We start from the raw sequence: 13,521 nt of genomic DNA on the forward strand, positions 1-13,521 counted from the left end.
ATCACGCCACCAAACCTTCTGCCAACGGTCCCAGAGCAAGCGTCGGGAAGAACGTCAGCGCGGAAATCAGTACAATGACGAACACCAGCAGGACGACGAACAGGCCGTTGTCGGTCTTCATCGTGCCGGAGGTCTCCGGCACCTTGTCCTGCTTGGCGAGGGAGCCGGCCAGCGCGATCACGAGGGCGATCGGCAGGAAGCGTCCGAGCAGCACGGCCAGGCCGAGCATGGTGTCGAGCCACGGGGTGTCGGCGGTGATGCCGGCGAAGGCGGAACCGTTGTTGTTGGCCGCGGAGGTGAACGCATAGACGACCTCGGAGAAGCCGTGGCTGCCGCTGTTGTTGAGCGAGGTGTCGAAAATCGACTGGCGGGCGAACGGCACGGCGAAGCTCAGGGCGACGCCGGCGACGACGGTGATCGGCATGACGAGGAAGTACAGCGACGCCATCTTCATCTCGCGCGGGCCGATCTTCTTGCCGATGTACTCAGGCGTGCGGCCGACCATGAGGCCGGCGATGAACACGGCCACGATCGCCATCACGAGGATGCCGTACAGGCCGGCGCCCACACCGCCCGGCGAGACCTCGCCGAGCATCATGTTGAGCATGTACATCATGCCGCCGAGCGCGGTGTACGAGTCGTGCATCGAGTTGACGGCGCCCGTGGAGGTGCTGGTGGAAGTCGTGCCGAACAGGCCGGACCACACGATGCCGAAGCGGGTCTCCTTGCCTTCCATCGAACCGCCGGTCAGCGTGGTGATCGGGTCGACGGAGAAGGACTCGGCCGTGACGACGAAGAAGAAGCTCGCGCCGAAGAGGATGACCATGGCGCCGAGCAGCGCGTAGCCCTGACGGATGTCGCCGACCATGCGGCCGAAGGTGCGGGTGAGCGCCACCGGGATGCACAGCATGAGCAGGATCTCGATGAGGTTGGTCCACATGTTCGGGTTCTCGTACGGATGCGACGAGTTGGCGTTGAAGAAGCCGCCGCCGTTGGTGCCGAGCTCCTTGATGACCTCCTGGGAGGCGACCGGGCCCTGCATGATCTTCTGGGTGCCGCCGGCGACGGTGTTGACGTCGACGAAGCCCGCGAAGTTCTGCGCGACGCCGAGCGCGATGAGGATGACGCCCATGACGATGGCGATCGGCATGAGGATGCGCAGCGTGATGCGGGTCAGATCGACCCAGAAGTTGCCGATGGTCTCGGACTTGCGCCATGCGATGCCGCGCACCAGCGCAATCGCGACCGCGATGCCGACGGCCGCGGACACGAAGTTCTGCACGGTCAGGCCGGCGAACTGGACGGTGTAGCCGAGCGTGACGTCAGGCGAGTACGACTGCCAGTTCGTGTTGGTGACGAACGAGGCCGCGGTGTTGAACGCCAGCGGGCCTTCGACGTTCGGGAAGCCCAGCGAGAACGGCAGCCACTGCTGCACGCGCTGGAGCAGGTAGAGGACCAAGACGCTCAGCAGCGAGAAGCCGAGCAGGGCGCGCAGGTACGCCTTCCAGGTCTGGCCCTTCTTGGAGTCCACGCCCACGATCCTGTAGATCCACTTCTCGAAGAAGAGATCCTTGTCGGACGTGACCACGTTGTACATGTAGTCGCCCAGCGGCTTGTAGATCGCCGCCAGGATGATGGCAATCAGCGCGAATGCCATGATCGCAAAAAGATATACCATGTGATGAACCTTTGTTCCCTAGACAGCTTCGATCAGAATTTCTCAGGACGGCACAGGGAATAAATCATGTAGGCGATTCCCGCCAGTCCCAGCACTACACCCAGCACGGTGAAGAACGTCATCATAGTTTGTCCACCCACTTTCCGAAGAGGTCGAACAGGACGAAGATGACAATCGTGCCCACTACATAGGCAACATCTACCCACCAGGGCATGTCTTTCTCCTTTTCATCAAACAAACCCGGTGGCACTACGCCCGCCATGTCGGCGGGCGCGACTGCACCATCGGGTCATTGCGTCTTCAATGCTATGGATGATGTGAAGGAACGGAAACGGTTTTTACGGGTCCCATACGCCTACGTATGCGCCCGACGGCGATTCGCTAACGGTTCGCTAACACTCGCGTACCAGAGGCGACGGCACCGCACTGACCGGCGGATTCGGGAGATTCCACCCCGCCCGTACACTGGTGCCGTACCCGATTGAGCCCATATCGATACGCCTCTCGTATCGGTGCCATATATATAAGGAGACGCCATGCACGACTCCCCCATCACCGACGTGATCTTCGACTTCTGCGGCGTGCTGTTCGACTGGAGCACGCGCGCCTGCCTCGAAGGCCATTATCCCGACGACGTGGTGGACGCGATCTGCGCCGACGACGACCCGCACGGCTTCTTCCGCTACGAGGACCGCATGGACGCCGGCGAGGATTTCGCCCGCATCTACCCGGATGTGGTGCGCGAGCAGGGCGAGGACATCGCCCGTATCTTCAAGTACTACATCGAACACTACGGCGATGCGCTGCCGCGCATGCTGCCCGGCATGGAGCAGCTGCTGCGCGACCTGAAGGCCCACGGCTACGGCGTGTGGGGGCTGACGAACTGGTCGCACGAGACGATCCACATCGCCTTCGACAAATACCCGGTGCTGGACGACCTGCTGGACGGCACCGTCGTCTCCGGCGTGGAGAAGATGCACAAGCCGAACGCCGACATCTACGAGCTGGCGCTTTCCCGTTTCGGTCTTGCGGCCGAGCGGTGCGTGTTCTTCGACGACACCGCGAAGAACGTAGCCGGCGCGAACGAGGTCGGCATCCACGGCCTGCTGTTCTCCGGCGCACTCGCCGCCCGCGACTCCCTCGCCGCGCTCGGCGTGCGCCTGTAGTCGTCTCACGGCGCACTGCGATATGTGGAACCGAATACGCTATAACCTCACCCTTCGACTACACCCACTGCTATAACCGATATTTATGACGCTTCTGCAACTCAAATACATCGTCAAGATCGTCGAATGCGGTTCGATGAACGAGGCCTCCCACGAGCTCTACGTCTCGCAGCCGGCCCTGAGCTCCTCCGTCAAGGAGCTGGAGAAGGAGCTGGGCATCGAGATCTTCACCCGCTCCTCGCAGGGCATCGCCCTGACCGTGGACGGCGCCGAATTCCTCACCTACGCCCGCCAGGTGCTCGACCAGGCGTCCCTGCTCGAGGAACGCTACAAGAACGCGAAACCCCGCAAGCAGCTGTGCACGGTCTCCACGCAGCACTACATGTTCGCCGTGGAGGCGTTCGTCGAGATGATCAATTCGATCAGGTCCGACGAATACGAGTTCACGATCCGCGAGACCCGCACGCGCGACATCATCGACTCGGTGGCGAACATGCGCTCCGACGTCGGCATCATCTACCTGTCCGACTTCAACAAGGACGTCATCGGCAAGCTGCTGCGCGAGAAGCACCTCGAGTTCCACGCGCTCTTCCGCGCGCCGCTGCACGTGTTCATCGCGCGCACGAACCCGCTCGCCACGAAGAAGATGGTCACGATGAAGGACCTGAAGCCCTTCCCGTTCATCCAGTACGAGCAGGGCGAGGACGGCTCCTTCTACTTCGCCGAGGAGGCGGTCTGGCCGGACTACTCCCCCAAGCAGATCAACGTGACCGACCGCGCCACGATCCTCAACTTCATCATCGGCCTCAACGGCTACACGGTGTGCACCGGCATCGACAACGGCGACCTCAACAACGAGAAGATCTGCACGGTGCCGCTCGATTCGGACGAGACGATGCTCGTCGGCTGGATCACCAACGAGCGCGCCAAGCTCTCCAAGGCCGCCGAGACCTATCTGGACAAGCTCAAGAGCGTCGTGGATTCGCACGGCTACAAGCTCATCGACTAGTCATCCCGGATATCCCATCCGCCCCGTCAGCGGTCTTGCCGGGCATCGTTCATCGTTCATCGCCCGGCATGGCCCGCGTGACCGCTGTAGTCGCGAATCCCTGGAGAACCTCGACGATTACCTCGCGATCCCGAGAATCGATGCCGCGTATCGCGGCGAGCATGGACGGCAGCGACTGCGTCCAATGCGCGGTGAGTTCTCCGAACGTGGGGTATCCGCCGGCCTCGAGCACTGTGAACAGATTCTCGATGAATAGCCGGCGCCGCCCGTCGTCGTATCGGGCCATCCAATCGTTCAACGTGCGCGCCGCGTAGCGCGCTCCGACCGTCAGACCGTCCGCGTGCACGAATCGGCCGTCCTCCACCTGCCAGTTCAATGCGAAGTGCTGCATGATGCCGAGGCCGTCGCTCGCCACCACCTCATAGCCGGCATCCGCCTGCTCGCGCCGTTCGAACAGCATGCCGATGACCGACGCCTCCGGCACGGACTTGCGCACCTTGGCGGATATGCGCAGGTATTCCAGCGATTCCAAGAACGCCTCGTCGAAGCCCGGACCGTCATGTGAGTACACGGCGATGATGCGCGACGCGACATCGTCCGGCATTGCGGACGCCGCATATACCGCGAGATTGCCGCCCTTGGAATGACCGCCCACCATCAACGGACCGTCCCATCGTGCAGCCACATCGACGAGATAACGTACGGCGGCCGACTGCGAGGCGACCGGCCGTCGGAACGCCATTGTGAAATCCTCCTTCCACCCGACAATCGAACTGTCGGTGCCACGGAAGGCGACGTAGAGCGCGCCGTCCCCGACGTCGAACACACACGCCGAGAACTGTTTGGTTGAAGCCGCGTCGAACTCCTCCACGTAAGCGCCCACGCGCAGAGTGCGCCAACGAGGGTTCTCACACACGGCGCGCAACAGATCGACGTTCAGCAGCGGAGACCACACCCGTCCGAACATGGAGCCGTAGCGTTCCGCGCACAGCAGGTCACGGATGGGGATCATCGGGATGCGGGCTCCTTGTTCCGCTCCTTCCCCGGCACGGGGGTCGAGGACGTCATGGGAGGAGACGCCGCCACCCCCGCTCTTCCCGTCCCATCGCGGCACAATGCCAGGCATGCGCGCATAAGCCAGCTGCGACAGCGTCAGGCTGTCCACCTCATTGAACACGTCCTCGCCGAAGGTGACGAATCGCGTCCGCAGATCATCCGTCACATTGCCCATGATGGCTTCCTCTCTGCAGAAGGCGATGCGCGATGAATCCGATCGCCACCGCTTCTTAGACACATTACCCATATCTTAGGTACGTCCGCCGGTGCAAGATGCCCCGAAGACAAGGCGCTTCGCCTCAAATCTCACCACCACACCGACCTAAGGAACGACGCATGTGCCTAAAAAGCGCCTCCATTCGCTTACACCTTGCCGACATCGGCCGGCATCCCCGCATGCACCGTCCACACGCCGTCTGCCCGACATCATCCAAGGCAAGCCATCGGCACCATCGACGGCACCAACGCCAACGGGGATATCACCTCCGTATTCCCAGACGGAACCGGAGGCACCAGCCCATCATGGGTCTGCGCCATGCCATGGGAATCACGTCGCCCAGCCATATGGAGTCAACTCCCTATGGCGCCACGAACCATTACCAACTGCTGAAAACCGTTGGAACACGCCTCCTGCGAAGGTATTATCCACAATGCCCGGACGGGCTTGTCTTCCGGTGCGACCGACCTCTACTGTCATGTCATGGACCCTTCGTATCACACGTTCTTCACTCTGGACGAAGCCGCGACGCTGGCGCGACGGACACACGACGCATGCCGGGGCGCGGCCATGCGCACCACGTCATCGTTGTGCTTCAGCCACACCACTGCCTTACGCCTGCATGGCATGTCCGCGACGTTGAACCTCAGCCCGGGGTTCGACGACCGACGCCTGCACGCCTGCGTCGATTCGGCGGACAAGCTCCGACGACTGCGCGACGTACAGGTCCACCTTTGGGACCGGCCAGTGGCATCCTCGTTCCCGGACGAGCGGATAGGGTGTGTCTCCGCCGCCGATGCGATATGCCAGATGGCCAAGTACACAGATCTGCCAAGCCTTGTGGTGGCTATGGATTGGCTGACCTGCCGCAACCAGTCGATGCGGGTAATGAGCCACGCCGAGCTCGCCGAACACATCGGCTCTCTCGGCCGATTCCCCGGTGTACGGCTGTGCCGCAAAGCGCTCTCCTACAGCGTAGAGGGCACCGACTCCCCGCAGGAGTCGGTGCTCCGATTGGCCGCTGAACAATACGGCCTTCCACGCATGACCGTGAACCACGTCGTGGACGACCCGCAGCGGGGTACCCGGTACATGGTTGACATGGCGTTGCCGGATCACGACATCATCATCGAGTACGACGGCCGATACCATTACACGATGGATCGATGGGAGACCGATCTGGACAAAAGGAACCGGCTGACGGCCTTGGGAATGGCCTGTTTCGTCGCCACTAAAGTCACACTGGCAAACGAACATAATCTGAATGCCTTCCTCGCGATGGTCGCGAAGGAGATCGGGCGAAGAAGGAGCCGCTGAACGGGGCTGCACCGCATCCCGCCGATTCCGGATCGGCCCATCGAATCCCACCGGCACATTTCCTAGGTACATCGTGTGCTCCCTAGGCACCTACCCAGACGAATCGCTCCACCGAATCAAGCGTTTCCGTCGCATTCCCCACGGAATCAACAACCTAAGAAACGTCCTATGTACCTAAGATGCGCGGAATGTTGTCGACACCGGTTATTCCCCGTTCTGGGCACCAGCCGTGCGCCATCCACCTCATTGCCGCGGTCCGATTGCTCCCGAACGCTCCGGGCAGCGGTGCAGTCCGTTATTTCATCTACCGCCGTGTCAGGTCCGTATACGATTCCTCTATCGCGAGCGAGATCCGCTCGATTTGCTCACGGGTGAGTGGCTCGCGGAACGTCATGCGCAGCGCGGATTTCGCGACCTGCGGCTCGATTCCCATGGCAAGCAGCGTGGCGGGAATCTCGTGCCGGCCGATCGCGCACGCGGAGCCGGAGGATGCGGCGATGCCGCGCGCGTCCAGATCGACGAGCAGCGCCTCGCCGGTCACGCCGGGGAAGATGAACGAGGCGTGTCCGGGCAGTCGCCGCTCGGGGTCGCCGGTCAGTTCGGCGCGCGGCACGACCCGTCTCACCGCGTCGATGAGCATGTCGCGCGAGGCGACGAGCTGCCGGTATCGCGCAGCCATGCGCCGGTTCGACCCGTCCAGGGCGATGGCGAGCGCGACGGCGCCGGCCACGTTCTGCGTGCCGGAGCGCAGTCCGCGTTCCTGCCCTCCCCCGGAGAGGATCGGCTCGATGGGGGTGCGTCCGCGCACGAGCAGTGCGCCGAGTCCCTTGGGGGTGCCGAACTTGTGCCCGGAGACGCTCAGGGCGTCCACGTCCCAGTCGCGCATGCGGACGGGGATGAGCCCTGCGGCCTGCACGGCGTCGACGTGTACGGGCACGCCATGCGCGTGGGCGAGCGCGACGATGCGTTCCACGGGTTCGATGGTGCCGACCTCGTTGTTGGCGAGCATGGCGGAGACGAGCGTGGTCCGTTCCCCCGCCTCGCCGTCGAGGGCGCGCGCGAGCGCGTCGAGGTCGAGGTGCGCTTCGTGGTCGACGGGGATGCGCACGACCTCGAAACCGAACCAGTGCGAGAGCCAGTCGGCGGATTGCGCGACGGCGGGGTGTTCGATCGCGGAGATGACGATGCGCGGGCGTCGGGCGTCCGGCTCTCCCGCGGCATCGTATACGGGACGCAGCCCGAGCCGGCGCATGCGTGCCATGGCGATGCCTTTGACGGCGAGGTTGTCGGATTCGGTGCCGCCGGAGGTGAAAATCACGTCGTCGGGTTTCGCGCCGAGCCCGGCGGCGAAGGCGGCGCGCGCCGCGTCGAGCGCGTGTGCGGCGGTTTTGCCGGGCTGGTGCACGCTGGCGGGGTTCGCGTACGCGTCGGTGAGGAACGGGAGCATCGCATCGATGACGTCGCGGCTCACGGGCTCGGTGGCGGCCGCGTCGAGGTAGAGTTCGGCATCGTCGGTGGCGCCGGCGCTCGCGGCGGGGGTCTTCATGGTCGAATCGGTCATTTCGCCCAGTCCAATCCGAGGTCGACGGCGCATACGGAATGGGTGAGCGCGCCTACGGAGATCACGTCCACGCCGGTGGAGGCCACCGCCGGTACACGCTCGAGGGTCATGTTGCCGCTCGCCTCGACGATGGCGCGGCCGTCGATCAGCGCGACGCCGCGGCGTGTGTCGTCGAGCGTGAAGTTGTCGAGCATGATCGTATCGGCGCCGCCTTCGATCGCGGCAGGGATCTGGTCGAGGCGGTCGACCTCCACTTCGATGTGCGTGGTGTGGCCGACCTGTTCGCGCACGTGGCGGATCGCGCCGGCGAGGTCGATGCCTCGCGCGGCGAGCGCGGCGAGGTGGTTGTCCTTCAGCATGACCGCGTCGGACAGGCCGTAGCGGTGGTTGTGTCCGCCTCCGCAGACGACCGCATATTTCTCGAACGGGCGCAGGCCGGGCGTGGTCTTGCGCGTGTCGGCGATGCGTGTGCGCGCGTAGCGACGCGGCATCGTGACCGGACCGGTGCCATCCGCATCGGCCGCTCCGTCCTCGTATATCGCGTCGACGGCGGCGACGAACGCGGCAGTCATCGTGGCGATGCCGCTCATATGCTGCGTGAAGTTCAACGCGACGCGTTCGGCGGTGAGCATGGCACGCACGTTTCCGCGGATCGTGGCGAGCGTCTGTCCGGCGGCGAACGGTTCGCCGTCTGCGATGCGCATGTCGACGGCGATGGTGGGGTCGAGCGTGTGGAACGCGGCCGTGAACACGTCGATGCCGCTCATCACGCCGTTCTCGCGTGCGGTCAGGTTCGCGACGCCGGTCTCGTCGGCCGGGATGGTGGTCTCGCAGGTCACGTCGCCGTAGGGCGCGTCCTCGGCGAGCGCCGTTTCGACGGCGGTGTGGATGAGGTGTGGGGTGAGCATGGGTGTCCTTTCCGGGTCAGCGTCTCATGTAGGCGACGGAGTGCGCCCATTCGTCGCATGGCTCGGTGAAGTCGGTGCGGGCGTGCGCGCCGCGTGATTCGGTCCGGGCGAGCGCTGCGACGGCGGCCACGCGGCCGACGGTGAGCATGTTGCGGTTTTCGAGCGCGGTCACATCGATGCCGTCACCGGCAGCGGCGGCGTGCGCGTCGGCGGCGGCGAGTCCGCGTCCGAGCGCGTCGGCGGCGCGCGCGAGCCCATCCGCGTCGCGTAGGACGCCCACGCCGGCCCACATGGCCTGTTCGATGCGGTCGCGGTCCCACGGTTCGTTCGCATCCGTACCGTCGCCCGCCGTCGTGCTTGACGGCGCGGCGAGCGCGACCGGCGGCTCGTCATAGGCGAGTCCGGTGGCGGAATTCAGCAGCGGCTGCGGGTCCCACACGACGTCGTCCGCGTCATGCACGGCGGCGAGTCCGGCGCGACGACCGTAGACGAGTCCTTCGAGCAGCGAGTTGGAGGCGAGACGGTTCGATCCCATGACGCCGGTGCGCGCGCATTCGCCGGCCGCGTACAGTCCGGGGATGGAGGCGCGGCCGTCGAGGTCGGTGCGGATGCCACCCATGTAGTAGTGGGCGGCTGGCGCGACGGGGATCGGCTCGCGACTCCAGTCGTAGCCGAGGGAACGCACGTAGGCGTCGATGGTCGGGAAGCGGTGCGCGAGGAACCCGGCCAGATCGGCGTGCTCGCGCCGCATCGGGGATGTGTCGAGCATGACCGGGCGGCCGTTCTGGCGTTGCATGACGCGGAAGTTCTCGCGGGCTACGACGTCGCGCGGCGCGAGTTCGGCCCGCGGGTCCACGTCGGTCATGAAGCGGCGTCCGTGCTCGTCGAGCAGGACCGCGCCCTCGCCGCGCACGGCTTCGGAGACGAGGAAGTGTTCGCCGACGGCCATCGCGGTGGGGTGGAACTGGTAGAACTCGAGGTCGGCGACCTGCGCTCCGGCGCGCCATGCGGCGGCGAGTCCGTCGGCGGTGGCGACGGCCGGGTTCGTGGTGTACGGGTACATGCGTCCCGCACCGCCGGTGGCGAGGATGACGCGGTCGGCGTCGAACGTCGTGTTCCGCGGCGTCTGCGGGTCGGAACCGTCGATCAGCGCGACTCCGGCCACACGCCCGTCGCGCACGATGAGGTCCCTGAGGAACATGTGTTCGACGATGTGGATGCGCGGGTTCGCGCGCACCATGGCGGACACATCGAGTTCAAGCACTTTGCCGGTGGCGTCTCCTCCGGCGTGGACGACGCGGGCGCGCGAGTGCGCTGCCTCGAGCCCGCGCAGCATGCGGCCCTGCGCGTCGCGGTCGAAACGCACGCCGGCTGCGGCGAATTCGCGCACGCGGTCGGCGCCTTCGCGCGTGAGGATGTCGACGGCCTTCGGGTCGCACAGTCCGTGACCGGCGGCGATGGTGTCGGCGGCGTGCAGTTTCGGATCGTCGTCGGCGAAGATGGCCGCGGCGATGCCGCCCTGCGCGTGGTAGGTGTTCGATTCGACGAGGTCGGTTTTGGTGACGAGCGTCACGTCGCGGCCTTCGCCGGCCACGGCGAGCGCCGCGGACAGTCCGGCGGCGCCGGCTCCGATGACGATGATGCGGTTCTCCCCGCTCATGATCTGCTTCTCTTCCTTCTTTTCGATCGGATTGCGTTCCGGTTCGCCGCAGGTCAGCTTTCAGTGCACGCGCAGCATGCGTTCGAGCGCGATCTTGGCTTCGCGGGCGGTGTCTTCGTCGACGGTGATGCGGTTGACGACGTTGCCTTGCTCGAGGTTCTCCAGCGCCCATGCGAGGTAGGCGGGGTGGATGCGGTACATGGTCGAGCAGGGGCAGACGACCGGGTCGAGGCAGAACACGGTCTTGTCGGGGTGTTGGGCGGCGAGGCGGTTGACGAGGTTGATTTCGGTGCCGACGGCGATGGCGGAGCCGGCGGGCGCGTTCTCGATCTCCTTGACGATGTACGCGGTGGAACCGGTGCCGTCGGCCGCGTCGACGACCTGCATCGAGCATTCGGGGTGGACGATGACCTTGACGCCCGGGTACGCCCCGCGCGCGCGTTCGATCTGTTCGACGGTGAAGCGCTGGTGCACGGAGCAGAAGCCCTTCCACAGGATCATTTTCGCGGCCGCGTAGGCGGACGGGTCGGCGGCGCCGCCCATGGCTTTGAACGGATCCCACAGGGGCATTTCGTTCAGCGGCACGCCCATGGCGCGTGCGGTGTTGCGTCCGAGATGCTGGTCGGGGAAGAACAGGACGCGCCTGCCTCGCGCGAACGCCCATTCAAGCACGGCGTGCGCGTTCGAGGACGTGCATACGATGCCGCCGTTGCGGCCGCAGAACGCCTTCAGCGCGGCGGAGGAGTTCATGTAGGTGACGGGGATGATCGGCTGCAGACCGTCAACGTCCTTGCTCCGGCCGCAGATCTCGCCGAGCTGGTCCCATGCCTCCTCGACTTGGTCGATGTCGGCCATGTCGGCCATCGAGCAGCCGGCGGACAGGTTCGGCAACGTGACGGTCTGGCGTGGTGTGGAGAGGATGTCGGCGGTTTCGGCCATGAAATGCACGCCGCAGAACACGATGTGGTCGGCGTCGGGGCGTTCGGTGGCGTTCTTGGCGAGTTGGAACGAGTCGCCGACGAAGTCGGCGTGGCGGATGATCTCGTCGCGCTGGTAGAAGTGGCCGAGGATGAGCAGTTTGGAGCCGAGACGTCGCTTGGCGTCGGCGATGCGCTGCTGGAGTTCGTCGTCGGAGGCGTTGCGGTATTCGTCGGGCAGCACCTGCTGGCGGGGCGCGTTGCCCGGCAGGCGGTCGAGCATGGAGGCGCCGGGGCCGTAGCTGGGTTTGGTGGTGTCGAAATGCCACGGGTCGAGGGTGAGCCCCGCGTCGCAGGTGCTTTGGGCGCCGAGGCGGGCGATGATCTCGTCGACGGATGGCGCGGTGAATGTGGCGGTCATGATGTTCCTTTCGTCACGGTTGATGGTGCCGATGCCGGTTGGGTGTCCGGATGCATATCGGCTGGTTTCGGGTGTGCTTCGCCCCGCCTCACGCCGCCGTGGGTTCGGTATGGCAAGCGTGAGGCGTTCGGGGCTATCGGGAATGGCCGGCTATCGGCTCGTCGGCATGAGTGCGGACAGCGGGTCGTCGTCGGCAGGACGCCCGTCGCCGTCGGGACTGCGTGCGTCACGCGGCGTGTCGGGAGCCGAACCGGTCCAGTCGTACGGGTTCCATGGTCCGGGCGCCGCGCGCGAGATGTACCGGTATACGGTCGCGGGTCTGTGATGGCCGACGCGCTCCTTGGCACCGGTGTCCTCGAGCTCGCCGGAGGCGAGGATACGCCGGCGGAAGTTGGCGAGGTCCACCTGTTCGCCGGTGACGGCTTCGACCACGTCGTGCAGCTGGCTCAGGGTGAAGGTCTCGCCGACGAGTTTCGCGGCCAGATCGGGGTAGGCGATTTTGGTGCGCAGACGCCACAGCGCGTAATCGATGATCGCGCGGTGGTCGAATGCGAGTTCGGGCAGTTCGTCTTCGGGGAACCATTTGACGTTGTCGCCTTCGCGGAAGTCGCGTGCCTCCGCGTTGCCGACCAGCGCCCAGTAGACGATGGACACCATCGGCAGTCCACCGCATGAGCGGTCCGGATCGCCGAAGGTGTAGAGCTGCTCCAGATAGCGCGGATGCAGTGATGTGGTCGATTCGAGTGCGCCGTATGCGGACTGCTCCAGCGATCGTCCCGCGTTCAGGCCGCCGCCCGGAAGCGCCCATCGCCCGAGGAACGGCTGGCGCACGCGCCTGACGAGCGGCATCCACAGGCGGCTTCGCGATGAGGTCGCGTCCGGCCCCAATGCGAGCACCACGACGGATACGCCGACCTCAGGTGGCGCGAGACGCCGTTCCGAGACGTTGCCGATGCCCATCGTCCACTTCCGTTCATCCGTGGTTTCCTTGACGGTGCATCAGCCTAGCACCACTTATAGTCAAATTGACTATAAGTTGATGCCGCTGGCATCAGCGGCCACTTCGCCTATCGAATCAGGCAGGAACGGCGCCAGCTTGGGCAGGTCGTCCAACGAGTCGAGGCCCAGTTTCTCCAGGAACAACCCGGTGGTGACGAGCAGGGTGGCGCGTGACTCGGCGTCGACGCCGGCGGTCCGCACCAATCCCCTGACGATGAGCGAACGGACTACGCCGTCCGAATTGACGCCACGAATCGCGGACACCTGCGCGCGCGTCACCGGCTGGCGGTAGGCGACCACGGCCAGCGCCTCGAGCGCCGCCTGCCCCAGACGGGCCGTCTGCCCGTCGGTGACGAACGCGGCGACGACCGGCTCGTAGACCGCGCGGCTCGCGAACGACCATCCTCGTGCCGTCCTGCGCAACTCGAACCCGCGCTTCGAAACCTCATAGGCGTCCTGCAGACGCTCCAGCGCCTCGGTCACCACCGCCTCGTCAAGACCGAGCACACGGGCCGCATCCGCGGGGACGATCGGCTCGTCCGCGACCATGAGCATCGCCTCCAGACATGCCTTGAGCCCGCCGGGGTAATCCTCCACGTTCATCCGTGATTC

General features: G+C 65.3%; 11 protein-coding genes. 3 read left to right on the forward strand and 8 right to left on the reverse strand.

What is annotated here, in order from left to right; genetic code table 11:
- Window position 1: 1 nt before the first annotated feature.
- Window positions 2–1,678 (reverse strand): potassium-transporting ATPase subunit KdpA, encoded by a 1,677-nt coding sequence (kdpA, locus tag BFAL_RS07595; protein WP_055427801.1) that lies wholly within the window; start codon window positions 1,676–1,678, stop codon window positions 2–4.
- Window positions 1,679–2,214: 536 nt separating this feature from the next.
- Here kdpA and BFAL_RS07600 point away from each other — a divergent pair.
- Window positions 2,215–2,844, forward strand: coding sequence for an HAD family hydrolase (locus BFAL_RS07600; RefSeq protein ID WP_055427802.1), 630 nt, complete (start codon window positions 2,215–2,217; stop codon window positions 2,842–2,844).
- A gap of 85 nt (window positions 2,845–2,929) precedes the next feature.
- Entirely contained in the window at window positions 2,930–3,853 is a 924-nt protein-coding gene (locus BFAL_RS07605; RefSeq protein WP_055427803.1) for a LysR family transcriptional regulator, read from the forward strand.
- A gap of 49 nt (window positions 3,854–3,902) precedes the next feature.
- On the opposite strand, the gene BFAL_RS07610 is transcribed toward BFAL_RS07605, so the two are convergent.
- Window positions 3,903–5,084, reverse strand: a complete 1,182-nt coding sequence (locus tag BFAL_RS07610) for a DUF2974 domain-containing protein (RefSeq protein WP_055427804.1) — start codon at window positions 5,082–5,084, stop codon at window positions 3,903–3,905.
- Between the two features lie 525 nt (window positions 5,085–5,609).
- Here BFAL_RS07610 and BFAL_RS07615 point away from each other — a divergent pair.
- The gene (locus tag BFAL_RS07615; RefSeq protein ID WP_152973588.1) at window positions 5,610–6,443 is read left to right on the forward strand and encodes a putative endonuclease domain-containing protein; all 834 of its coding nucleotides are present in this window, start codon (window positions 5,610–5,612) and stop codon (window positions 6,441–6,443) included.
- Window positions 6,444–6,747: 304 nt separating this feature from the next.
- Here the strand turns inward: BFAL_RS07615 and BFAL_RS07620 are convergent, their stop codons facing one another.
- The 6 genes from BFAL_RS07620 to scpB all read right to left on the reverse strand — a co-directional run bounded on the left by BFAL_RS07620 (window position 6,748) and on the right by scpB (window position 13,512).
- A complete protein-coding gene (locus BFAL_RS07620; protein ID WP_055427806.1) occupies window positions 6,748–8,004 on the reverse strand; it encodes a cysteine desulfurase family protein in 1,257 nt (418 codons plus the stop codon).
- Entirely contained in the window at window positions 8,001–8,912 is a 912-nt protein-coding gene (gene nadC / locus BFAL_RS07625) for a carboxylating nicotinate-nucleotide diphosphorylase (protein ID WP_055427807.1), read from the reverse strand. Before nadC ends, BFAL_RS07620 begins: the two co-directional genes overlap by 4 nt.
- A gap of 16 nt (window positions 8,913–8,928) precedes the next feature.
- Window positions 8,929–10,572: an L-aspartate oxidase gene (nadB, locus tag BFAL_RS07630; protein WP_055427808.1), complete on the reverse strand. Its 1,644-nt coding sequence runs from the start codon at window positions 10,570–10,572 to the stop codon at window positions 8,929–8,931.
- 60 nt (window positions 10,573–10,632) lie between these two features.
- Window positions 10,633–11,910, reverse strand: coding sequence for a quinolinate synthase NadA (gene nadA, locus BFAL_RS07635; protein ID WP_055427809.1), 1,278 nt, complete (start codon window positions 11,908–11,910; stop codon window positions 10,633–10,635).
- Window positions 11,911–12,060: 150 nt separating this feature from the next.
- Window positions 12,061–12,870: an NUDIX hydrolase gene (locus tag BFAL_RS07640; RefSeq protein WP_055427810.1), complete on the reverse strand. Its 810-nt coding sequence runs from the start codon at window positions 12,868–12,870 to the stop codon at window positions 12,061–12,063.
- A 69-nt stretch (window positions 12,871–12,939) separates the two neighbouring features.
- Window positions 12,940–13,512, reverse strand: coding sequence for an SMC-Scp complex subunit ScpB (scpB, locus tag BFAL_RS07645; RefSeq protein WP_055427811.1), 573 nt, complete (start codon window positions 13,510–13,512; stop codon window positions 12,940–12,942).
- Between the last annotated feature and the right edge of the window lie 9 nt (window positions 13,513–13,521).

It is taken from the genome of Bifidobacterium aesculapii (genome assembly GCF_001417815.1).
Lineage (GTDB): Bacteria > Actinomycetota > Actinomycetes > Actinomycetales > Bifidobacteriaceae > Bifidobacterium > Bifidobacterium aesculapii.